Origin of the sequence: Peptostreptococcus canis, assembly GCF_014229965.1 — a bacterium.
GTDB lineage: Bacteria > Bacillota > Clostridia > Peptostreptococcales > Peptostreptococcaceae > Peptostreptococcus > Peptostreptococcus canis.
Genome location: NZ_JABGBW010000011.1, coordinates 1 through 23983 on the forward strand (window position 1 = coordinate 1; position 23983 = coordinate 23983).

The following is a 23983-nucleotide window of genomic DNA, read 5'->3' on the forward strand; positions in this document are numbered from 1 at the left end:
CTTGTTGGGGTGCACGGCATATCCAAATAGCAAAAAAGCACTGGAAAACCAGTGCTAATGTTTAAAAATTTTTGGGACATTTTCATTTACGGTTGACATGCTTTTAGAATATTTTTTTTGACATTTTCATAAATTGAATCGTAATATTGTTCAAAAGTTAATTTAGCATTTTTCTATAACTACAATATTAACCCTATTTAAATAATAGAATGCATAATTGCTCTCTTTTTTCATAAAAATAACACTATTATACTTTCTTTTTTATAACTAATGATGTATAATAACTGATATATTGATTTGCGTAAATATTTTTAAGAATTTAATTATTGTATTTGATTTTATATTTTAAATATTTTATCATTTAAGTTCATATAGTTATTTAAATAATTCAATTTATTATTTGCTATCTTATTTTTTTATATACCAAATCAATAAAAAATTTTGAAAGAGGTGTAGAAAATGGGAATTTACGAAGAATTGGTAGCCCGTGGTTTAATAGCGCAGGTTACGGACGAAGAGGAAATCAAAGAGTTAGTCAATACAGGTAAAGCCACTTTCTATATAGGCTTCGATCCAACTGCTGATTCACTTCATGTAGGTCATTTTATGGCTCTTTGCTTAATGAAGAGATTGCAAATGGCCGGGAACACTCCGGTTGTTCTGGTTGGTGGTGGAACAGGCTATATCGGCGATCCATCTGGGCGTACTGATATGAGAAATATGATGACACCAGAAACTATTCAGCATAATTGTGATTGCTTCAAAGTTCAAATGGAAAAATTCATTGAATTTGGAGAGGGCAAGGCTATAATGGTTAATAACGCTGATTGGCTTCTAGGTCTTAACTATATAGATATGCTTAGAGAAGTCGGACCTCATTTTTCAGTTAACAATATGTTAAGAGCCGAATGTTATAAAAACAGAATGGAAAAAGGTCTTTCATTTTTAGAATTTAATTATATGATAATGCAATCCTATGATTTCTATCATCTATTTAAAGAATATGGATGTAATATGCAATTTGGTGGAGATGATCAGTGGTCTAATATGCTAGGTGGAACCGAACTTATACGTAGAAAATTAGGTAAAGATGCCTATGCAATGACTATTACTCTTCTTCTTAATTCCGAGGGTAAAAAAATGGGCAAAACTGCAAATGGTGCAGTATGGTTGGATCCTAATAAAACTTCTCCTTTTGAATTTTATCAATACTGGAGAAATGTAGATGATGCCGATGTACTGAAATGCATAAAAATGCTTACTTTTCTTCCTTTAGAAGAAGTTGAAAAAATGCAATCCTGGAAAGGAGCCCAGTTGAATAAAGCGAAGGAAATACTAGCGTTTGAACTTACTGTATTAGTCCACAGCAAAGAGGAAGCTGAAAAAGCTGAAACTGCTTCTAAAGCACTATTTGCAGGTGGTAGTGATGACTCAAATATGCCAACTACTGAGCTTGAAACTTCTGACTTGACTGAAGGAAAGATAAATATAATGGACCTTATTATCAAATGTGGTTTAGCTCCGTCTAAAAGCGAAATAAGAAGACTTATACAGCAAGGTGGAGTATTTATAAATGACCAGAAAGTTGAAGATATTGGGCTTGATATAGAAGAATCACAACTTAGAGACAAAGTTATTATACGTAAAGGTAAAAAAACTTTCCACAAAGCCATAATTAAATAGAAATTTTGATTATTCAATTAAAATTAATTATTTATTTTTAAAGCAGTAAGCTAAATAGTATTTATACGTTTGGCTTACTGCTTAATAATTTATATTTTTTCATAAAAGTTATTAAAAAATCAATTAAATTATATATTCAAAATATAATAAATTATTTCTTGTCACTTTTCTGAATGTATTTATTCCATAAATCCGGTCTTCTTTCTCTGGTTAAGACTTTTGATTTTTCTAATCTCCATTCATCTACTTTTTTATGATTTCCGGAAATTAGAACTTTTGGAACCTCGATTCCCTTAAACTCTCTGGGTCTTGTATACTGGGGGTATTCTAAAAGGTTATTTTCAAAGGTTTCATCTTCAAAACTCTCATTTCTATTTAGTACTCCCGGAATTAATCTACATATGGAATCTATTAACACAAGTGCCGGCAGTTCTCCCCCTGTTAATACATAATCACCTATTGATATTTCATCAGTGATAATTTCATCAATAACTCTCTGATCTATTCCTTCATAATGACCACACAAAAGAATAATATCTCCTTCTATTGAAAATTCTTTTGACATTTTTTGATTAAATATCCTACCCTTAGGAGATAAGTATATTACCTTTGGATTATCCAGTGAATTTTCCTTTAAAATATGCTCATAAGCGGAAAAAATAGGCTGTGGAGTCATTACCATGCCTGCACCTCCACCAAAAGGATAATCATCTACTTTTTTATGTTTATTGTCTGAAAAATCTCTTATATTATATAGTTTTACCTCTAAAATCCCTTTATCTATAGCCCTTTTCATAATACTTTCACCTATATATGCATTGAAAATATCTGGAAAAAGAGTCATAACATATATTCTCATCATTCTAACAATCCTTTTATTGGACGAATTATCATCCTATTTTCATCAATGTTTATTTCAGGAACTATTTCATATGTAGCAGGAATTAAATACTCTTTTCCCTCATCCGATTTTATTACATAAACGTCATTGGTGGTATATTGTAACACATCAATTAATTTTCCTAGATACATCCCTTCTTCTGTATACGCTTTTAAACCTATCATGTCCACAATAAACATTTCATCATCTTCCAGTTTATAGCTATTTTCTCTATCAACATACATATATTTTTGTATAAATTCCTGTACACTTTCTATTGTATCATAACCAAGGATTTTTATAGTTACCATATTAGGGGCAATAATATTCACCCTTTCTACTTTATATTTTATATCTCTGTCTTTGCCTATATAAAAATATTCAAGTTCCAAAAATCTTTCTATATCATCGGTATGAGAATATACCTTTATATCACCTTTTAGACCTCTAGTCTTAACTATTTTACCAATTCTGAAAAACTCTAATTTTTCTTTCATTATTCCTCCAATTATAAAATGAACACTTTTAAATAAATAGTTTTATAGTAAAAAAGGACTAGGCTAAGCCTAATCCTCCACAATTTCTAAAGTTACATTAACTCTCTTCTTGTTGGATACCGATTTTAAAACTGTTCTCATAGATTTAGCTATTCTACCCTTTTTACCAATTACTTTTCCCATTTCTGAGTCGGCAACCTTTAATTTAAGTAAAATATTTCTACCATCAACTATTTCTTCAACAACAACTTTATCAGGATTATCAACAAGAGCTTTAGCTATACCTTCTATTAGCTCTTTCATATCATCAACTCCTATAAAGGATTACTTAGATGCTTTTGTTGCTTCGAACTTTTCGATTATACCATTAGATGCAAATAGTTTCTTAACTACTTCTGTTGGCTGAGCACCTGTTACTAACCATTTAATTGCTTTTTCTTCATCAATTTTAACCTGCTTTGGTTCAGAAATTGGGTTATAGAATCCTATTTCTTCAATAAATCTACCATTTCTTGGTGATCTAGCATCTGCTACTATTACTCTGTAAAATGGTTTCTTATGAGTACCCATTCTTCTTAATCTTATTTTAACTGCCATTTCTTATACCTCCAAAATTTCATTATTAATATTAATTAATTACTATTTATTAATTCTTATAATGTAAGTGTATTCTACCTTACACCCGAAACACTCAAACATTATATCATATCAATTTAAATTTGTAAATAACTTTATAAATATTTTATTTTAGAACGGGAAATTAGGTAATTTAGGGAATCCACCTTTTTTCATTTTTCCCATCATTCCACCAGACTGGAACATTTTCATCATTTTCTTCATCTCATTAAATTGTTTTATAAGTCTATTTACATCTTGTACACTGGTGCCGCTTCCTCTTGCTATTCTCTTCTTTCTTGATGCATTCAATATTTGAGGATTTCTTCTTTCTTCAATTGTCATGGACTGAACAATAGCCTTTGTTCTCTTAATTTCTTTTCCATTGGCATCGAAATTACCCATTTGGGCTTTCATATTTCCCATACCAGGAACGAGATCTAAGAGCTTATCCAAAGGGCCAAGATTTTGAACCTGTTCTAATTGTGTCAAAAAATCTTCAAAATCCATCTCACTTTTTCTAAGTTTTTGTTCCAATTCTTTAGCTTTTTCCATATCCATAGCATCCTGAGCCTTTTCAATAAGACTTAGCATATCTCCCATACCTAATATACGAGATGCCATTCTATCTGGATGAAATGGCTCAAGATTATCTAATTTTTCGCCCATACCTATAAATTTTATAGGTTTTTTAGTAACTGATCTTATAGATAAAGCCGCTCCACCACGAGTATCACCATCGAGCTTTGTCAATACAACACCATCTATACCTAAAGCTTCATTGAAACTTTCAGATACATTTACAGCATCCTGTCCTGTCATAGAATCGACTACCAATAGAATTTCTTGTGGTCCGGATGTTGCTTTTATATCCTTTAATTCCTGCATCAATACTTCATCTACATGAAGTCTACCTGCCGTATCTATTATAACAATATCATTTGAATTGTTTTTTGCATACTCGATAGAAGCTTTTGCTATGTCCACAGGTGATAATTTGTCTCCCATAGAAAATACGGGGATATCAAGTTTTTCGCCAACCACCTGTAATTGAGTTATTGCAGCCGGTCTGTAAACGTCACAAGCAACCAATAAAGGTGATTTTCCCTGTTTTTTTAAATATCCAGCCAGTTTACCGGATGTAGTGGTTTTACCTGCACCCTGTAAACCAACCATCATTATGACAGTAGGTGGTTGAGGTGCAAAGGTAAGCTTACTTTGAACATCTCCCATAAGTGCAGTAAGTTCTTCATTTACTATTTTTATCACCATCTGTGCCGGAGTAAGGCTTTTCATTACATCTTCCCCAACACATCTTTCTTGTACAACCTTTACAAAATCTTTTACTACTTTATAATTAACATCGGCTTCAAGAAGTGCCATCTTTACTTCACGCATAACAGCTTTAACATCAGTTTCTGTAAGTTTGCCTTTTGATTTAAGCTTGCTAAAAGCATTCTGTAATTTGTCTGATAGACCTTCAAATATCATTATATCAACTCCTTAACTTCCTCTAATAAAACTTTAAGCTGAGTTGAATTTTCAGCAATTTTACCATTCAAACTCCTATCTAGTTTAGATATTTCTTCCTCTATTAGAGATATTTTCTTTTCTAATAGATTAGATTTTTTTACTATACCGAGTTTTTCTTCATAATCTTTAAGTGCATTTTCAGATCTTTTCAAGCTATCATATACACTTTGTCTGGAAATATTCAAAATTTGACTTATCTCTCCTAAAGAATAATCTTCTTCATAGTACATAGAAATAATATCTCTCTGTTTATCTGTTAGTAAGGATGCATACTGTGAATATAATAATTCAATTTCCACCATTTTTTCTATATCCATATATACCCCTTTCTGTAAAGGTTTATAACCTTACACAACTAATCATACATTATGACTTTTAAAAAGTCAATATTTTTTTAAATAGATCATAGATTTATACCTTATAAAACGAATTGTTCAAAGCTAACTGCTTACTAGAGATTTTTATTTTTATTCATCACCAAATAAGGCATCTGTAAAGGTTTTTGAATCAAAATCCTGTAAATCTTCTGCTCTTTCTCCAACTCCTATTAATTTGACAGGCACGTTTACCTCTGATTTAACAGCTAGTACAACACCTCCCTTGGCAGTACCATCTAATTTTGTAAGTACAATCCCCGTAATATCAGCCACTTCTTTAAAAGTTTTCGCTTGACTAACTGCATTTTGACCGGTTGTCGCATCAACTACTAACAATACCTCTTTTTTTGCTTCTGGAAATTCTTTATCTATAATTTTAAAAATTTTCCCTAATTCGTTCATTAAATTTGTTTTATTGTGAAGTCTACCTGCTGTATCACAGATCAAAATATCAGCCTTTCTTGCCTGTGTAGCTTTTATAGCATCAAATACTACCGCTCCAGGATCAGCCCCCTCATGGTGTTTAACAATATCAACACCTACTCTTTTTGCCCAAATATCAAGCTGTTCTGATGCAGCTGCTCTAAAAGTATCTGCGGCTGCTAATATTACTTTTTTATTCTCGGCTTTAAATCTTTGGGCTAATTTTCCTATTGTTGTAGTTTTTCCAACTCCATTCACACCTACCATCACTACTATTGCAGGAGAAGGCTCAATATCTATTTTACATTCTCCTTCACTCAAAATACTTTCGATGACTTCTTTAAGCAAATCTCTTACTTCAATAGGATCTTTAATTCCTCTTTCCTTAATCATATCTCTAAGTCTATTGATGATTTCCATAGTAGTATTAAGTCCCACATCAGCAGTAATCAATATTTCTTCCAGTTCTTCTAATAATTCTTCATCTATTTTTGTATATGATTTTAATATACTGTCGACTCTTCCTGTTATATTGTCTTTAGTTTTTGATAAACCTTCTAACAATCTTGAAAAGATTCCTTTTTTATTTGTAGGCTTCTCATTTCCAACATTATCGATACTTTCATTGTTTGAACTTTTATCGGAATATTCTTGATTGTTATTTTCTGATTCCTTTGTATAAATTTCGACATCTTCACCATCTTCAAGTACACTACTTTTACTGATATTTATATTTTCAATCAAATCAGATTCTTTATCTGTACTATTAGATTTATAATCTCCTTCTATTGAAATATCTTTTTTAATATTTTCAGTATTGACTTGTTCTTTTTTTTCTTCTATTTCAGAATCCCCTTTGATGTTTTCTTCTATTTGTGTTTTATTATCTGATTTTTTCCAGAATTTAAACATAATTCCTCCTATTCCTCTGCCATATCTTTTGCTTCATTCAATTTTATACTCAAAATTGAGGATACTCCTTTTTCTTGCATTGTAACACCATATATATAGTCTGCAACTTCCATTGTTCCTCTTCTGTGAGTAACAGCAATAAATTGTGTATCTTCGCTTAATTCTTTAAGATACTCTCCAAATCTATATACATTTACATCATCTAAAGGCGCTTCTATTTCATCAAGTATACAAAATGGCGTTGGTTTTGATATAAGTATACCAAAAAGTATACAAATAGCCGTTAAAGCCTTTTCGCCACCTGATAAAAGAGATAAATTTTTCATTTTTTTACCTGGAGGTTGAGCTGTTATCTCTATATCACAACTTAATATATTTTCCTCATCCGTTATTTTCAGATTGGCAGTTCCTCCTCCAAATAATTTTTTATATACCTTCTTGAAATTTTCATTAATGGTATAAAACTTGTCAATAAATTCTTTTTCCATATTTTCTACTAAGTCATCAATCAAAGAATTTATTGATATAATGGACTCTTCTAAATCTTCTTTTTGTCCTTTATAGAAATCATGTCTGGCTTTTACTTCATCGTATTCTTCAATAGAATCAAGATTTACATTTCCTAGAGCTTTAATAGATTTTTTTAGTTTTTCTATTTTTCCATAATCAATATTAACACTATTATCCTTCAATTCCATTGCTTGAACAATTGTCATTTCATATTTTTCAAATAGGCTGTTTAATAGATTATCCCTGCTGTATTTTGCTCTATTCAGTTTAGAATCTACTTTAAATATATCTTCACTGATTTCAGCGTTATCTCTATCACGAACTCTAAGCTCTTTTGTTTTTTCCTCTAATCTATTTCTTAAATCTTCTTTTTCAACCTTTTTGTCTGAAATTTTTTCTATAATGTCATTTTTTTCCATTTCAAGTGTTTTTAAGTCAGACTTTAGACTTTCAATCAAATCATCCAGTAAATTAATTTCACCTTCACTTCTAGTCACAGAATCATTTAATTTAATACAAGTATCTTTATACTCTTCTATATTTGATTTCATTCTTTCTATTTCAGTTATATTATTCTCAAATATCTGTTTCATTCTGACTAAATTCAAATTATTATCATTGTATTCTTTTACTACCCTATTCAATCTATCGTCTATCTCAGATAAATTTTTCTGTAATTCTAAGATATTGCTGGAATTATAATCATTTTTATTTGTTAAATTTTCCAAAATATTTTTATATTCTTCAAATTTCTTTTTATTTTCTTTTATAGTTTCTTTGGTATCACCAACACTTTTTTCAGAATCTAGAATTGCCTTTTCTTTTTCAAGCTTTTTATCCTCTATCAATTTTATTTCGGTAGTAATTGATATAAGTTTTTTATCTATATTAGATTTTTTTTCACCTAATGACACTATCAACTCTTCAATAATTCTTCTTTCACCATTCAATTTATCAATTGATGATTTTATAGTTAGTAATATATCTTCATTCTCAGATATTTCGTCATATAACTCTTTTATAATTCTTTTTCTGGACAAAATATTACCAGATGTTTTTAAACTACCACCAGTTATGGAACCTCCCGGGTTAATGATATCGCCATCCAGAGTTACTATTCTATATCTATGACCGGATTCTTTAGCAAAAGATATAGCCTTATCAATATTATCTATAACGACAACTCTACCCATTACATTTTCAACAACATTCCTAAATCTTTCGTCATATTCAACCAAATTTGATGCTATATCAATAGGCTTTGATTTAAAAGCATTGGGATTAATATTTATTCTATTACTTTTCATAGTGTTTATGGGTAAAAAAGTTACTCTACCTAAATTATTTTTTTTCAGGTAATCTATTGCTTTTTTTGCATTTTGTTCCCCATCAACAACTATATTTTGAATAGTTGCACCCAAAGCAGCTTCCATAGCTTTTTCATACTTTTGAGGGACAGAAATAAGTTCTCCAAACGCTCCAAAAATTCCCTGAATAGATTTATTCTTTAAAACTTCTTTTACACCTTTATTGAAACCTTCATGATGATTTTCCATCTCTAAATAAGTATTTTTTTTACTATTTAAACTACCATTTTTAATTATTATATTTTGATAATCCGAATTAAATTTATTTAGTTTTTTATCTAAATTATCCAACTTATCCTGAGAGGATAAAATATTTTCAGAAAAATCATTATAAATGACTTTAAGTTTATCTTTTTCAATTTTCTTTTCCTGAATATTTTTTTCTATCTCTTCTACTTCCTTGCTAATTAAGTCTATATTTTTTAAACTATACTCTATTTTTAAGTCCATATTCTCAATATTAGCATTGACAGTAGCGTATTTTCCTGCAATTTCTTCTTTTTTTTCTAAAATCTCAATGGAAATATTTTTATTACCTTCTATTTCTTCCTGAATATTTTTTACCTTTTTCTCTAGAGATAGTTTTTTATCAAATATTTCTCCTAAAATATTCTCTAATTCTTCAATTTCATATGAATTTTCATTCGCTCTTTTGTTTGCTTTTTTCAAAGCTTCTTCTTCTAACTTTGATTTTTTAGATATGATATCAATTTCACTTTTTTTTCTTTCAATATCTTTTAAATATCCATTTATTTTTTCATTAGTAATCTGTTGTTCAGATTTATTACCGGATATGCTATTTCCCAATTCGACAGATTTTTCATTAAACTGTTCAATAAGTAATTCTACTGATTCAACACCAATTGTAATTTCACTTAATTCTTTCTCTATAGTATTTTTTTCTTCTTCCAGTAATTTTTTTTCTTTTTCCAGTTCAGACATCTGAAAAGCCAAGTCTGATATTTCATTTTCCAGATCACTATTTTGAATAATAATATCATTAATCTCAAGTTTTTTAAGTTCAGAGCTTATTTCTAAATACTTTTTAGCCTTTTCTTGTTGCCTTTCCAAAGGTTTTAACTGATTATCTATTTCCATATAAATATCAATAATGCGTTCTAAGTTTTCACTAGATTTTTTTAAATTTTTCTCAGCTTCATTTTTTTTATATCTGTACTTAGCAATCCCACATGCTTCATCAAATATTTTTCTTTTGTTAGCAGGATTATTACTAAGTATTTCTTCTACTTTTCCCTGCTCTATTATAGAGTATCCGTCTTTTCCTATCCCCGTATCCATAAGTGTTTCTCTTACATCTTTAAGTCTACATTTGTTGTTATTAATGTAATATTCCGATTCACCACTTCTGTATGCTCTTCTTTTCACAACAAGTTCTTCAAGCTCTTCATCAACAAGTCCAATAGAATTATCTAAAGTAATTGAAACTTCACAATAGTTCATTTGGTTTTTGGAATCTGTTCCTGAAAATATAACATCTTCCATTTTTTCTCCTCGTAAACTTTTAACACTCTGTTCACCAAGAACCCATCTTATTGCATCTGATATGTTACTTTTACCACTCCCATTAGGTCCTACTATTACAGTAACCCCTTCTTCAAAATAAATATCAGTCTTCATAGGAAAAGATTTAAATCCTTTTAATGAAAGTTTTTTTAAATACATACGACCTCCTTTCCACCTAAAGGTTATATATTTCTCCTAGCCTTAAATACATATTGTTAAAACTTACTGTATCTATAATAATTCCATCAATTTCTATCACCATTTTATTTAATAGTTTTGCATTCGTAACTGTTTTAAATTTTGCATTATATTCGTTATTTATAAACTTTCTGGTCGATTTTTTATTACCAACAACGGCTGAAATATTTTTGTTGTCAGTATAAATTACTATATTTTCGAAACTTCTTTTGCCAATAACATCTATCAAATAGTCTTTTATCATTTCAGTTTTCACAAGCTCTCTAAATGAAGGATGATAAGGTCCAGCTATCACATCTCTGCCAGGTTGAATATCTTTTGTAGCTTGTAGACCAACTCTAATAACCTCTATATTCGCCTTTTCGTATATGGTAATTATTTTTTTTACTATATCAATACATTCTTTGATTGAAAAGGGTTTGTACCAACCTTCAACATAAGCTCTTTCAAGACCGGTTTCCTTTATTACCAATGTTGGATATATTCGAACGAAATCGGGCGATATTTCTGCAAATTGTCTGGCAGTATAAATACATTTAGATTCTGTATCAGTTGGAAGACCTATCATCATTTGAAGACCTAATTTGAATCCGAATGATTTAATGAGTCTTGAATTAATTTCAACTATATCGCTATTATGTCCTCTAATACTACTTTTTAGTACACCTTCATCCATAGATTGAACCCCTAACTCAATTATTGTAGTTCCATATTTTTTTACAAGTTTTAAAATATCCTCATCAATACAGTCAGGTCTAGTTGACATTCTTATATCATCGACTATTCCCTTTTTCTTGTATTCATTTGCAACCGAAAGTAATTCAACTTGTTTATTTTTATCAATAGCAGTGAAACTGCCACCAAAGAAAGCAATTTCTATTGAGGCACTATTTGGAATAGTTTTAAGGGCTTCTTCAATAATCATTCTTGTTTTTTCTCCCGTCATATCTGTTGACACACCTGTTATCTTTTTTTGATTACAAAAAATACAATCGTGTGGACATCCTTGATGGGGAACAAAAATAGGGATTATTTTTTTCATTATTTTATTTCTCCCATCACTTTTAAAGCATCTTTTGCTGCTTCCTTCTCTGCTTCCTTTTTGTTTTTTCCCTGTCCGATACCTAAAACTTCATTTCCAACCTTCACTTGCATTTTAAACACTTTATTATGATCCGGACCATCTTCTCCGACCAATTTATAAGAAAGATTACTATTTTGGCTCTGCACAACTTCCTGTAAAATTGTCTTATAGTCTCTGAACACATCCCCATCAAGGTAAGTATTAATTATATCTTTAAGATAGAACAATATAAATTCCTTTGCTTTTTCATAGCCGCCATCTAAATATATAGCTGCTATAAGTGCTTCAGTAGCATCTGCAAGAATAGAAGTTCTGGTTCTTCCGCCAGATATTTTTTCACCTTTGCCCAAAAATAAATATTTTCCTATATCAATTCTCTTAGCAATCTTACATAGAGATTCTTCACAAACTACACTCGCTCTAATAATAGTAAGTTTGCCTTCTGGCAAATTTTTCTTTATATTGAAAATATAATCACTAACTACCAATCCCAATACGGAATCTCCTAAAAATTCCAATCTTTCATTATATTTAAAACATTTGTGTTCATTAGCAAATGACGAATGTGTAAGTGCTATTTGCAATAGTTCCTTATCTTTAAAGTCATATTGTATGACTTGCTCAAATTTTGCAATGTTTTTTCTCATTGACTCTTTTAAAGACGCCATTCTATCACTCCTTTCCCTTTAAATCTTTCATATATATTATACATAATAACACCGAATTATAAAATATAAATTTATCATCTTATATATAAGAAAAATACCTGTAAAAACAGGTATTTTAAATTTAATCTAAAAGCTCTCTTAAACTAGTTTACTCTTGAAAGATATTCACTAGTTCTTGTATCTATTTTTACTCTGTCACCAACATTTATAAATAGTGGTACTTGAATTACAGCTCCAGTTTCAACTGTAGCTGCCTTTGTAACATTACTTGCAGTATCGCCTTTTATACCAGGCTCAGTATCTATAATTTCTAATTCAACAAAATTTGGTCCTTCTACCTGGAATGGTGCGCCCTGATAAAATCTAATTGTTGCTACTTCATTTTCCTTTAAAAATTTTATTGCATCTTCAACCTGTTCATAGTTAAGAGGTATCTGATCAAAAGTCTCTTCATCCATGAAATAATACAATTCTCCATCGCTATATAAATATTGCATCTGCTTAGTTTCAATGTTAGCTTTTGGGAATTTATCACTTGGATTAAATGCTTCTTCTCTTATTGCTCCTGTTATTAAATTCTTGTATTTAGTTCTAACAAAAGCAGCCCCTTTACCTGGCTTAACATGCTGAAAATCAACAACTAAACAAGGTTGACCATCTTTTTCAAATGTAACACCCTTTCTAAAATCACTTGCTGTTACCATCGTATCTCCTCCAACTTTCAAATAATTATCTTTTAAATTATATCACGAAAGCGTTTATTTGTCTATGGAACAAATTATTTATATAATATTGGATATTAAAAGATATTTTTCCTATAATTTACATACAGTTGCTGTATTTCTTCCATCCTTTTTCTGGCTTCTAACTGTAGCTCGGAAGCAGCTTGATAATCACCTTTTTCAAGAGCCTCTTTTATCATTCCATATATTGATGGTCCTTTCATTGTGTTTTTCATTAAATCGTATTTTATTTGTTCAATGGAATCCCATACAACCTCATCAAGAGCATCCATGCTATCTGGTGTATGCAGTTTTTTGAAAGATCTAAGTAATCTTATATTCCTATCTATTATTCTAGAGGAAAGTTTCTTTTTCCACTTATCAAGAGATCCCATTTTAAATGATTTTAAAATAGATATAGTAAAAACATCACCGGCAGTCAGTACTTTAAGTTTTTCCGGGTAATATTCAAAATTCAACATGGCCTCATAAACTGTTGCCGGAGGTTGTCCAAACCTTCTATTTCTTTCATCAAGAGTATAATAGTCAAACACATTATTTTCATCCCTATATGATCGTCCTTCTTCTAAATAAAAGCCTTTATCTTCAGGATTTTTTGATAATTCAGACTCCAATTCTTTAGTGTCATATTTTTCTAAATTTACAATAGCCTTTATACCATCCAACATTGTCTGATAACACCCTGCTATTACTAAGTATTTATTAGACTGTGGATTAGGAGATCTAAGTTCAAATCTCAAAGTTTTCGGATTGTCAACATCTCTTATCAGCCCGACAAGCACCGATCTATTTCTGGATGGTATTTCATAGGAATGTCCAAGAGATGTAACAGTACATACAGGTGCTTCAAAACCAGGTACAAGTCTATTAAATCCATCATTGGTATTAGTAACTATCGGACCAAGCACTTCATAGTTCTTTAACATCCCCATAAGAGCGCCATATCCTATTGGACTTAGATAGTCTGATTTCAAATCCTTTGGTGCAAATAAATTAACTATTTTCCCATTTTTTAATTTTGCACTAACACCTACGTGGGCATGTGCACCATTTCCAGCAACGCCATGTATGGGTTTAGCTTTAAAACTCACTTCTAATCCGTGAGATTCAAACACATCATATACTACCTCTCTAACAAGTAGTTCATTATCTGAAGCTTGAAGAGGAGTATTAAATTTCCAGGATATTTCCAGCTGTTCCATAGCATGATTGGTAGAACCTTCATTATTAATAGAGCTATGTATTCCTCCAACTTCTTTATGTGCCATCTCCGGTTCAAGACCATAGAGCTCTAATTCTATCAAACATTTTTCTAAACAAGTTCTAATTACTCCGTGCGTTCTCTTCCAATATTGTTCTTTCAAACTTTGAGACACAAAAAGTTTTTCAAGATCTGCTTTATCTTCTGGAGTATTAACCCAAAATTCCAGTTCAGTCGCAGCAGTTAAACCAATACTTTCTACTTCCTCCACATTATCAATGTTCGTATTTTCTATTAATTTTGGATTTTCCAATATCAATTTCATTATACTATCTTTAAAATACGCTTCTGCTCTTTCTAAAGTTGCTCTGGAGCAGACTTTTTTGTTGTCATGTATAAGAAAAGCAGGGATTTTAAGCGTTCCAACCGGTTTATCTGTTTCTTTATCATAAAAATCATGATTATAATCTACAAACCAAGTAGCATTTTTATCAGTTTTTAAATCTACCTTCGCATTATTCAAAGTTGCAATATTATACAATTCAACTGAAGAACCATCTGTTTGTATACTTGAATTTAAAAATGAATCAATATCTTCTAAAAAAAGACTGACTGGTATTTTCTCATCGGTAGCATTTCCGCCCAAATCAACTCCCATTAATGATACAAATTTTATATTCTTATTTGAATTTAATATCTTTTCCAATTTTTCACTTGAGTGATCTTCTTTTTTTATATAATATAGTAAATCTGACATATATCCTCCTAATAGATTAAATTTATAATATAACAGAATTATTATACACATATTATAAATAACATTCGTGTTTTATTTTTTAATTATATATCAATTTAAACATATTTTCAAGAAAATTTATATATCAGTCTTGTATATGCTAAATTATGTAAAATTTATAAAAAATAACCTCTCAATAAACAACAAAGTTTACTAAGAAGTTATTCGTAATAAATTATTCAATTCTTAGTTCTACGGGGCAATGATCGGAACCAAATATATCAGTGTGTATTCTTGCATCTACAAGCCTATCTCTAAAATCATCTGTTGTACAAAAATAATCTATTCTCCACCCTGCATTATTTTTTCGAGCATTAAATCTGTAGGACCACCAGGAATATATTCCCTCTACCTCAGGATAAAAATATCTGAATGTATCTATAAATCCTTCACTTAATAGTTGTGAAAATTTTTCCCTTTCTTCATCCGTAAAACCAGCATTTTTTCTATTTGTTTTAGGATTTTTAAGATCTATTTCCGTATGTGCAACATTTAAATCTCCACATAAAATTACAGACTTACTTTCATTTAATTTTAATAAATAAGCTCTAAAATCATCCTCCCATTTCATTCTATATTCAAGCCTTTTTAACTCGGTTTGAGAATTTGGCGTATATACTACCACAAAATAAAAATCATCATATTCACAAGTAATTACTCTGCCTTCATTATCATGTTCTTCTATTCCTATTCCATAGGTTACTTTTTTAGGCTTTTGTTTAGAAAAAATTGCTGTGCCTGAATATCCTTTTCTCTCTGCAAAATTCCAATATTGATAGTATCCCGGCAAATCTAATTCTATTTGACCTTCTTGACATTTTGTTTCTTGTATCGCAAAAATATCTGCATCAATTTTATCAAAAAAATCTTTAAATCCTTTTTGTACGGCTGCTCTTATTCCATTAACATTCCATGATATAAACTTCATGTATTATCTCCTTTACTGAAATTTTAAAAATTCTGCCAGCTGATTTGGATCTGTACCACATACAAACAAATTTGTACTTAATTCAAATCCACCAAAATTATATTTTCTTGGTACAATATGAAAATGAGTTCTAAAAACATCCTTTTCTTTATTATCAACTGGATATGTATGTATTAACATATTGAATGGTATTTCACCTTGATAAGTTTTCCATTTTTTGAAAAGTTCTTTTAAAATATAAGATATTTCATTTATATGAGAAACACTCAACTTTCCAAATTCGATATCATCTTTCTGAATAATTCTTATTTCTCCATTATACCTGGTAGCATAGGGAACATATAACAGAAAATACTTACCATTATATACCACTCTTTTTTGATATTTTAATTCTGCCAAAATTATATCATCATATAAAGAAGATTTTTTCTTTTTATAATGTTCTCTGGCAACTTGTAACTCTTTTTGTATTTCTGGTGGAATCAAATTAAAAGATGTAATTTGAGAATGTGGATGCATAAGTGATGCACCGGAATTTCTAAGAAAATTTTTAAATATATTCACATACTTTATTCCTTTTTCCTTCTCTAACTTATCAACCCTTCTAACAAGTAGAGTGAAAAAAAATTGAAATTCTTCTATATTCATATTATAAAAACTTCCATTATGTCTAAATGTTTCTATTAACACTTCATGCTCACCAAATATTTCTTCAGTTGACATATCTATTATAGGAAATTTATTTGCAACAGATTTCGACACCCAGTCTCCATCAAGTTCAATACTATCCTTTAACTCATCATCTTTTGACTCATTTCCTCTGCAAAATGGACATTCAGAACTATATTCTTCCCCATTACCATTAAAATTTTCGCCAGTATTAACCATATCGTGTGGTCTTTGATTTCTATAACTAGCGTAAATTACTAAATCTCCAGTAATCGAATCCTTTCTTATTTCTTTCATAATAAACTTCTCCTCATACTCACAAACTATCTTCATTATAATAATATACCATATTTGACAACAATTAACACAATATTCTTCATTTTTTAGCTATTTTAATTTAAATCAATTATATATATTGACTTTTTTAACAAAAAAATTTATAAAAAATACTATTATATAAATTTATTACAATATTTTTAATCAAGTATAGTTTTTTTTGTAAATAGCCATATAATATTTGTTAATTTTTAAATATAGTATAAATTTATTTATTTTTTATACCTTTTATGTTATATTATTTACTATAAAGGGAAAATGTTTTTTTATCCCTTAAATAAATATTACGGAGGTTCAAAATGAAATTTTCTAACAGAGTTGGTTCAATGCAAGCTTCACCAGTAAGAAAGCTTGTTCCATATGCTACAGCCGCAAAAAAAGATGGAGTAAAAGTATATCACTTAAACATAGGACAGCCTGATATAAAAACTCCTGAAGGTTTTATGAAAGCTGTTAAAAATTTTGATGATAAAGTACTAGAATATGCTGATTCAGTTGGTTCTGAAGAACTAGTAAACGCTATGATTGAATACTATAAAGAATACGGAATCAACTATGAAAGTGGTGAACTCTTAATTACAAATGGTGGTTCAGAGGCATTACTTTTTGCAATGTTGGCCTTGTGTAATCCTGGAGAAAATATATTAGTTCCAGAACCATTTTATACTAACTACAATGGTTTTGCTACTTGCGTGGATGTAAAAATTAAACCTATAACTACAACTGCAGAAAATGGATTCCACTTACCATCAAAAGAAAAAGTACTGGCTTCTATGGATGAAAATACTAGAGCTATCCTTTTATCCAATCCTGGTAATCCAACTGGTGCGATTTATACTCTTGAGGAGATGCAGATGTTAGCTGAAGTTGCAATAGAAAAAGATTTATGGATTATTTCGGATGAAGTTTATAGGGAATTCGTTTATGATGGATTGAAATATACTAGTTTTGGAAACTTAGAAAATGTGGCTGATAGAGTCATAATAGTTGATTCAGTTTCCAAAAGATATTCGGCATGTGGAGCGAGAATAGGTTCTTTGGCTTCTAAAAACAAAGAATTTATTGCTCAGGTATTAAAACTTTGCCAGGGAAGACTTTGTGTACCTACATTAGAAATGGCCGGTGCAGCTGAACTTTATAGAACTCCTAAATCTTATTTTGAAGAAGTAAATGCTGAATACTGTAAAAGAAGAGATACATTGTATGAAGAAATAATGAAAATTCCTGGCGTTGTTTGTGAAAAACCAACTGGAGCATTCTATATGGTCGTTAAACTTCCGGTTGAAAATGCAGAGGACTTTGTAATTTTCATGCTTAATAAATTTAGACACAATGGTGCCACTACAATGGCTACTCCTGCTGAAAATTTCTATGCTACTCCAGGTTTGGGAAGAGATGAAGTCAGACTTGCATACATATTAAATACAGAAGACTTAAAAAATGCTGCCGAATGCCTAAGACTAGGATTAGAAGCATATAAAGCTGAAGGAAATAAATAAGCTAAATTTATTTAATATTTTCAATAATAAAAAGGACCTATTGAGATTTTATACTCTCACAACAGGTCTTTTTTATTATTAACTAAAACTTTATAATAAAATTACTTTTAAAATATTCCATATTTATTATTTTGATATTTCTTCTACCGTTTTTATAATAACATTCATTGCATCAAAAAAATGTTGCAGATTTTCATTACCTATTTTATCAATTTTCCCTTTTAAAGATTCCTTTAAATACTCTACAAAATCTTGAGCTAATTTATCTCCTTTTTCAGTTAAAACTATATTATATTTTCTTCTGTCTCTTCTATCCTTAGTTCTTTCAACATATTTTTTTTCTTCTAAATCATCAATCATACTTGTTAAACTGCCTTTTTCAATATTTAGCATATTGCATAATTCACTCATGCTTATAGAACCATAATTTTTAATAAAAGTGATTGCTCTCACTTGTGTCTTATTGATATTTGTAGTTTGCATAAAAGACTTTATATACTCAAGATAAAAATCATTATATATTTTTGGTAATGACTTTACCATAAATGAAATTGTCATATCCACATTATTATACATAAATATACCTCCAACCTATCTTTTTATCTATAGTATAAACAAATAGAGAGTTTTTTTCAATATAATATAATAAAATATTTGACTTTTTCATATTAAATTCTTATAAAATCATTAAATTTCCAATTTTATGCTAATTTTAGTTTATTGATATAAATTTTTTATATATTATTCTAGAACGAATTCCTTATCTTTCAATTTATAATTTTTAAACTCATGATTTATTGATTAATTAAGATAACTATGATAATATTATATAATATTGTGTAAATAAAGGAGGTATGTTTTGATAGAAGTAATTAAGGCATTATTGCTCGGTATTATTCAGGGAATTACAGAATGGTTGCCGGTAAGTAGCACAGGTCATATGATTTTATTAGATCAATTTTTACATTTGGCCGGTTCAAAAAAGTTTGTAGATACATTTTTAGTCGTAATTCAGTTTGGCTCAATACTCGCTGTTTTAATACTTTATTTTGAAAAGTTAAATCCATTTTCAAAAAGTAAAAGCAAAAAAGAAAAAAAATCTACTTGGAGTCTTTGGATAAAAGTTATTATAGCTGTTATACCATCTGGTGTTATAGGAGTATTATTTGAGGATAAAATAGATGAGTTGTTTTTTAAACCATCAATTGTAGCGTTAGCTCTTATAATCTATGGTATAATTATGATTTGGTTAGAAAGTAGAAACAGAAAACCATTAATTACGAAATTTAACCAGGTATCATATAAAACAGCTTTTTTGATTGGTCTATTTCAGGTTTTAGCTTTAGTACCAGGAACATCAAGATCCGGCTCAACTATTATAGGTGCAACTCTTTTAGGTACATCAAGATTTATTGCTGCTGAATTTTCTTTTTTCTTGGCAATACCAACCATGCTTGGAGCAAGTCTACTGAAATTATTAAAAGCAGGATTTTCTTTTACCGGTTTTGAATGGTTTATAATGTTTATCGGATCTCTTACTGCGTTTATTGTTTCTGTAATAGTAATAAAATTCTTTATGAGTTATATCAAAAAACATGACTTTAAAGCATTCGGTATTTATAGAATTATACTCGGTTTAATAGTATTTATATTTTTTATGTTTAATTAATCTTGTGTTTTTATCAATGTGAATATTTTTATACACAATAATATGCATTCAAATTATATAGTAATAGAAAACGGCTAGTCAATATACTTATTAAAGTATCTAACTAGCCATTATTTATATATTTTATACTTATTTTATATAAAAATGTAGCCCAATTTTAATGCCTATTTTGAACTTTCCAATAATATTTTTGCAATATCACTATTTTCAGGAGTATAAGATATCACAATACTTAGTACCTCCTCTGCCCTTGTCATTGCTGTATATACCTTATTTAAATCACCTGCAAAGTCATTTATTTGGTAATCCTGATCCTCTTTTGTCACACTATGATTATATAACATTTCAAGCTCACAGACAACTACTGCCTTGAAAGAAAGAGACTTTATAGAGTATATATTAGAAATTGTTATACCATTTCTAGGTGTGATATTGGTTATCGAATCATCCGCATACATATACTCAATGCCAGCATCCTCGAGCAGTTTTCTAAGCATATATTGAAAATATATTACCTTTCCGTTTTTTAATTTCTTTTTATTGTACGGATATATAATGGCAATATCTTTGTAATCATAACCTAGATCATTTACAAAATGTTGAACTTCCCAAATTACAGAGTTTATCTGATCATCCAAATCTTCCACTCTGACAATATTAACCTTTCTGGTAAAATCCAGTACGGTTTCAGTTTTCATAAATAACTCCGAGGCAAGATTATCTCTGAGATTAGACAAATAATTATTGGAGTTTTCACAATATTTATTGATAAAATCTGTAACCTCTATACTTTGTCTATAATTTTTACTCAATACTAAATCATCTTCATATTCAATTGCTTTGACTCTGCATTTAAAAATATTTAAATTATTATTTATGTTGTACGACTTACAAAAGCTAACATTAAAAATGTTCTTTGTTTTATATAAAAATTCATGAACTAAAGATATTTCTTCTTCAGTAAAATTTTCACCTTCATCTATAAATATTCCCTTAAACATACTCTTATTTTTTATTGTATTATCAATTTGTTTCATTATATTTGCAAATGCCTTATCATAATTTTTCTTTAAAAGATTATGGTCTATAACAAGTTTATTAGCTTTTGCAACTTTAAAAATGAAAGAACTAAAAGTATGTAACTCTATATTATCCGAATCTGCATAAAGCAAATCTAGCTTTTCTCTAAACTGATTATATTGTTGTTTCGAAAAGGTTAGTAATAAAAATTTATGATGAGGATATATTTTAGAGAGTTTTATAACTCTTGATAACAATAACGAACTTTTTCCTGTTCCGGTACCACCTCTTATTATATGATTTCCATAATTTACAGAAGAAACAAAGGTCATCTGCTCTTCTTCCATTAACGATAATTTATACTCGGTTGCCTCATTAGAAAATATAACTTTTTTAAAATTTTTATTTAAATTAAGACCTGTTGTAAACACGAAATATTCTGTACATATATTTAATAAAAATATAGATAATTCGACTTCATTATTTTTTTCAGATAAATAGTCTGTTAATAACTTATTTGATTTAGACATTTTAAAAGTATTTTCTCCAAATATAATTTTTTCTCTTACAAAATTTTCATATCCAAACGTTTTTTCTATTGATTCTATATATGGCATAACAAAAATATAATTATAATTGATATTTGGAAAAAATTTCTTCATATTTTCTGAAAGAAGATTGTATTCTTCATACATTATTTCAATTATCTCTTCATCTAAAAAAGAAAAAAGTTCTTCTGTTGTATCCATAAATTTTAAAAATAGAATAGAATTATTTTTAATATACAGCATATCAGTATTTATTCCTTTAAAAGGAATAGCTTTAGGGATAATAAAATCTTCTTCAGTTGCATTTTCATATATAGTCTTTTCAAAAGACTTAAGCTTTAATGAATCCAAGTTAGATTCAATATTCAGAAAACTTTTCAAAATAACCCCCCCCTAACATATGATAATTATATCATAAAAAAACAGTACCGTAAAATAAAATACGATACTGTTTTTCTTACTATTTTGCATAGTCAGTAGCTCTAGTTTCTCTGATAATACTTACTTTAATTTGACCTGGATAATCTAATTCTTCCTCTATTCTTCTTGTCATATCTCTTGCAAGTAAATGTATTTCTTCATCATTTATTTCTTCTGGTTTAACCATAATTCTCACTTCTCTACCAGCTTGAATAGCAAATGATTTATCTACACCTTCATATGAGTTAGTTATTTCTTCCAATTTTTCCAATCTCTTTATATAAGCTTCAAGAGTTTCTCTTCTTGCTCCCGGTCTAGCTGCAGATATTGCATCAGCAGCAGTTACCAATACAGCTTCTACTGTCTGAGGTTCATAATCACCATGATGCGTACTCATCGCATGAATTACATCTTTTGATTCTTTGTATTTTTTCAATAAGTCCATACCAATTTCAATATGAGTCCCTTCGATTTCATGATCGACTGCCTTACCTATATCATGTACTAAACCAGCTCTTTTAGCTAATTTTACATCTGCTCCTATTTCTTCAGCCATTATACCTGCCAAAATAGAAACTTCTATTGAGTGCTTTAGTACATTTTGACCATAACTAGTTCTATATTTCAATCTTCCTAATAACTTAACTAGTTCTGGATGAAGTCCATGAACACCCGTATCAAACATAGCCTGTTCACCAGCTTCTTTAATGATATTTTGAACTTCTTTTTTGGCCTTTTCAACCATTTCTTCAATTCTAGCCGGATGTATTCTTCCATCTCCAATAAGATTTTCAAGTGCAATTCTTGCTACTTCTCTTCTTATAGGATCAAATCCTGATAAAATAACTGCCTCAGGAGTATCATCTATTATCAAATCAATTCCGGTAAGTGTTTCTAAGGCTCTTATATTTCTACCTTCTCTACCAATTATTCTACCTTTCATTTCATCATTAGGAAGATTAACCACAGATACAGTAGTCTCAGCAACATGATCTGCCGAACATTTCTGAATTGCATAACCTATTATCTCTCTCGCCCTTTTGTCAGCTTCTTCTTTTGCTTGAGATTCTTTTTCTTTAATCATTAAAGATATTTCTCTTCTAACATCTCTTTCGGCATTTGAAAATATTATCTCTTTAGCTTCATCTGTTGTATATCCGGAAATATTTTCCAACTTTTGAAGTTGCTGCTCTTTAATCTGATCAATTTCCGATTCCTTTTTATTTACAGCTTCAGTCTTCCTCTGTAAATTAGTCTCTTTCTGCTCTAAAGATTGCATCTTTCTATCAAGAGTTTCTTCCTTTTGCAAAACTCTTTTTTCATATTTCTGTACTTCGTTTCTTCTTTCCTTGTTTTCCTTTTCTCCTTCAGTACGTAATCTATGAATTTCTTCTTTGGCTTCAAGAAGTTTTTCTTTTTTAACTGTCTCAGAATCTCTATTTGCTTTATCGACAATATCTTTTGCAAGTGTTTCAGCCTGTCCGATTTTAGCTTCTGAGATATTTTTTCTGATGACATAACCAATCAATAGTCCTACGATTACTGCAATCACTGCGGTAATACCCACGTGTAGTAAATTAATTGTGTCCACCTCCTCTTAATTATTTTGTTTTCAAAGTTCTAATTTCAATTCCAAGATAACTTTATATTAAAGTATTTCAACTTGTTCAAAAAATCATAAATTCATATACAGGACATTGTCCTATATATTATTTTATAATCTTTTATATGTTATGTCAATTATTTAAAATTCTACGATTATTTAGAATAATATATAATATTTTTCACAAGTAGTATTTCCAGTAGAAAAATCAAGTATTTTATCAAATTATTGATTTAACATCTTATTAATCTATAAATTAATCTATAAAAAATACTATTAC

Annotated in this window: 20 protein-coding genes; 3 read left to right on the plus strand and 17 right to left on the minus strand. The window is 29.4% G+C overall.

Going from position 1 to position 23983, the window contains the following annotated elements; genetic code table 11:
- Window positions 1-459 precede the first annotated feature (459 nt).
- Window positions 460-1683: a tyrosine--tRNA ligase gene (gene tyrS / locus HLB29_RS08485; protein ID WP_185624738.1), complete on the plus strand. Its 1224-nt coding sequence runs from the start codon at window positions 460-462 to the stop codon at window positions 1681-1683.
- A gap of 151 nt (window positions 1684-1834) precedes the next feature.
- On the opposite strand, the gene trmD is transcribed toward tyrS, so the two are convergent.
- The 14 genes from trmD to HLB29_RS08555 all read right to left on the minus strand — a co-directional run bounded on the left by trmD (window position 1835) and on the right by HLB29_RS08555 (window position 16905).
- Window positions 1835-2542, minus strand: a complete 708-nt coding sequence (trmD, locus tag HLB29_RS08490; RefSeq protein ID WP_185624762.1) for a tRNA (guanosine(37)-N1)-methyltransferase TrmD — start codon at window positions 2540-2542, stop codon at window positions 1835-1837.
- The gene (gene rimM, locus HLB29_RS08495) at window positions 2542-3060 is read right to left on the minus strand and encodes a ribosome maturation factor RimM (RefSeq protein WP_185624739.1); all 519 of its coding nucleotides are present in this window, start codon (window positions 3058-3060) and stop codon (window positions 2542-2544) included. The genes trmD and rimM overlap by 1 nt, the downstream gene beginning before the upstream one ends.
- Window positions 3061-3129: 69 nt before the next feature.
- The gene (locus HLB29_RS08500) at window positions 3130-3363 is read right to left on the minus strand and encodes a KH domain-containing protein (protein WP_185624740.1); all 234 of its coding nucleotides are present in this window, start codon (window positions 3361-3363) and stop codon (window positions 3130-3132) included.
- Window positions 3364-3384: 21 nt separating this feature from the next.
- A complete protein-coding gene (gene rpsP, locus HLB29_RS08505) occupies window positions 3385-3657 on the minus strand; it encodes a 30S ribosomal protein S16 (protein WP_185624741.1) in 273 nt (90 codons plus the stop codon).
- A gap of 150 nt (window positions 3658-3807) precedes the next feature.
- A complete protein-coding gene (gene ffh, locus HLB29_RS08510) occupies window positions 3808-5166 on the minus strand; it encodes a signal recognition particle protein (RefSeq protein WP_185624742.1) in 1359 nt (452 codons plus the stop codon).
- A complete protein-coding gene (gene ylxM / locus HLB29_RS08515; protein ID WP_185624743.1) occupies window positions 5166-5525 on the minus strand; it encodes a YlxM family DNA-binding protein in 360 nt (119 codons plus the stop codon). The genes ffh and ylxM overlap by 1 nt, the downstream gene beginning before the upstream one ends.
- Before the next feature lie 150 nt (window positions 5526-5675).
- Entirely contained in the window at window positions 5676-6920 is a 1245-nt protein-coding gene (ftsY, locus tag HLB29_RS08520; protein ID WP_185624744.1) for a signal recognition particle-docking protein FtsY, read from the minus strand.
- 8 nt (window positions 6921-6928) lie between these two features.
- Complete coding sequence (smc, locus tag HLB29_RS08525; RefSeq protein WP_185624745.1) at window positions 6929-10480, minus strand: chromosome segregation protein SMC; 3552 nt, start codon at window positions 10478-10480, stop codon at window positions 6929-6931.
- 16 nt (window positions 10481-10496) lie between these two features.
- A complete protein-coding gene (locus tag HLB29_RS08530; protein WP_185624763.1) occupies window positions 10497-11564 on the minus strand; it encodes an elongator complex protein 3 in 1068 nt (355 codons plus the stop codon).
- Entirely contained in the window at window positions 11561-12271 is a 711-nt protein-coding gene (gene rnc, locus HLB29_RS08535) for a ribonuclease III (RefSeq protein ID WP_185624746.1), read from the minus strand. The genes HLB29_RS08530 and rnc overlap by 4 nt, the downstream gene beginning before the upstream one ends.
- 143 nt (window positions 12272-12414) lie before the next feature.
- Window positions 12415-12975, minus strand: coding sequence for an elongation factor P (gene efp, locus HLB29_RS08540; protein ID WP_185624747.1), 561 nt, complete (start codon window positions 12973-12975; stop codon window positions 12415-12417).
- A 95-nt stretch (window positions 12976-13070) separates the two neighbouring features.
- Entirely contained in the window at window positions 13071-14972 is a 1902-nt protein-coding gene (locus HLB29_RS08545; RefSeq protein WP_185624748.1) for a type I glutamate--ammonia ligase, read from the minus strand.
- Window positions 14973-15186: 214 nt separating this feature from the next.
- On the minus strand, window positions 15187-15939 hold the full coding sequence (locus HLB29_RS08550) for an exodeoxyribonuclease III (protein ID WP_185624749.1): 753 nt from the start codon (window positions 15937-15939) through the stop codon (window positions 15187-15189).
- 12 nt (window positions 15940-15951) lie between these two features.
- A complete protein-coding gene (locus HLB29_RS08555) occupies window positions 15952-16905 on the minus strand; it encodes a galactose-1-phosphate uridylyltransferase (protein ID WP_185624750.1) in 954 nt (317 codons plus the stop codon).
- Between the two features lie 338 nt (window positions 16906-17243).
- Here HLB29_RS08555 and HLB29_RS08560 point away from each other — a divergent pair, with 338 nt between their 5' ends.
- Window positions 17244-18443 carry a pyridoxal phosphate-dependent aminotransferase gene (locus HLB29_RS08560; protein WP_185624751.1) on the plus strand — a complete coding sequence of 400 codons (1200 nt, stop codon included), beginning with the start codon at window positions 17244-17246 and terminating at the stop codon, window positions 18441-18443.
- Window positions 18444-18569: 126 nt separating this feature from the next.
- On the opposite strand, the gene HLB29_RS08565 is transcribed toward HLB29_RS08560, so the two are convergent.
- The gene (locus HLB29_RS08565; protein ID WP_185624752.1) at window positions 18570-19019 is read right to left on the minus strand and encodes a MarR family winged helix-turn-helix transcriptional regulator; all 450 of its coding nucleotides are present in this window, start codon (window positions 19017-19019) and stop codon (window positions 18570-18572) included.
- 283 nt (window positions 19020-19302) lie between these two features.
- On the opposite strand from HLB29_RS08565, the gene HLB29_RS08570 reads away from it, so the two are divergent.
- Complete coding sequence (locus HLB29_RS08570; protein ID WP_185624753.1) at window positions 19303-20112, plus strand: undecaprenyl-diphosphate phosphatase; 810 nt, start codon at window positions 19303-19305, stop codon at window positions 20110-20112.
- Between the two features lie 164 nt (window positions 20113-20276).
- Here the strand turns inward: HLB29_RS08570 and HLB29_RS08575 are convergent, their stop codons facing one another.
- Together HLB29_RS08575 and rny are read right to left on the minus strand one after the other, a co-directional pair.
- Window positions 20277-22061, minus strand: a complete 1785-nt coding sequence (locus tag HLB29_RS08575) for a UvrD-helicase domain-containing protein (protein ID WP_185624754.1) — start codon at window positions 22059-22061, stop codon at window positions 20277-20279.
- A gap of 79 nt (window positions 22062-22140) precedes the next feature.
- Window positions 22141-23682 (minus strand): ribonuclease Y, encoded by a 1542-nt coding sequence (rny, locus tag HLB29_RS08580; protein ID WP_185624764.1) that lies wholly within the window; start codon window positions 23680-23682, stop codon window positions 22141-22143.
- Between the last annotated feature and the right edge of the window lie 301 nt (window positions 23683-23983).

Excerpts from the sequence above, each read along its gene's own strand:
- rimM (WP_185624739.1), bottom strand. The coding sequence starts at position 3,060 with ATGAAAGAAAAATTAGAGTTTTTCAGAATTGGTAAAATAGTTAAGACT.
- HLB29_RS08550 (WP_185624749.1), bottom strand. The coding sequence starts at position 15,939 with ATGAAGTTTATATCATGGAATGTTAATGGAATAAGAGCAGCCGTACAA.
- tyrS (WP_185624738.1), top strand. The coding sequence starts at position 460 with ATGGGAATTTACGAAGAATTGGTAGCCCGTGGTTTAATAGCGCAGGTT.
- HLB29_RS08565 (WP_185624752.1), bottom strand. The coding sequence starts at position 19,019 with ATGTATAATAATGTGGATATGACAATTTCATTTATGGTAAAGTCATTA.
- ffh (WP_185624742.1), bottom strand. The coding sequence starts at position 5,166 with ATGATATTTGAAGGTCTATCAGACAAATTACAGAATGCTTTTAGCAAG.
- ftsY (WP_185624744.1), bottom strand. The coding sequence starts at position 6,920 with ATGTTTAAATTCTGGAAAAAATCAGATAATAAAACACAAATAGAAGAA.
- rpsP (WP_185624741.1), bottom strand. The coding sequence starts at position 3,657 with ATGGCAGTTAAAATAAGATTAAGAAGAATGGGTACTCATAAGAAACCA.
- smc (WP_185624745.1), bottom strand. The coding sequence starts at position 10,480 with ATGTATTTAAAAAAACTTTCATTAAAAGGATTTAAATCTTTTCCTATG.
- HLB29_RS08555 (WP_185624750.1), bottom strand. The coding sequence starts at position 16,905 with ATGAAAGAAATAAGAAAGGATTCGATTACTGGAGATTTAGTAATTTAC.
- efp (WP_185624747.1), bottom strand. The coding sequence starts at position 12,975 with ATGGTAACAGCAAGTGATTTTAGAAAGGGTGTTACATTTGAAAAAGAT.
- rnc (WP_185624746.1), bottom strand. The coding sequence starts at position 12,271 with ATGGCGTCTTTAAAAGAGTCAATGAGAAAAAACATTGCAAAATTTGAG.
- trmD (WP_185624762.1), bottom strand. The coding sequence starts at position 2,542 with ATGAGAATATATGTTATGACTCTTTTTCCAGATATTTTCAATGCATAT.
- HLB29_RS08560 (WP_185624751.1), top strand. The coding sequence starts at position 17,244 with ATGAAATTTTCTAACAGAGTTGGTTCAATGCAAGCTTCACCAGTAAGA.
- HLB29_RS08545 (WP_185624748.1), bottom strand. The coding sequence starts at position 14,972 with ATGTCAGATTTACTATATTATATAAAAAAAGAAGATCACTCAAGTGAA.
- HLB29_RS08500 (WP_185624740.1), bottom strand. The coding sequence starts at position 3,363 with ATGAAAGAGCTAATAGAAGGTATAGCTAAAGCTCTTGTTGATAATCCT.
- ylxM (WP_185624743.1), bottom strand. The coding sequence starts at position 5,525 with ATGGATATAGAAAAAATGGTGGAAATTGAATTATTATATTCACAGTAT.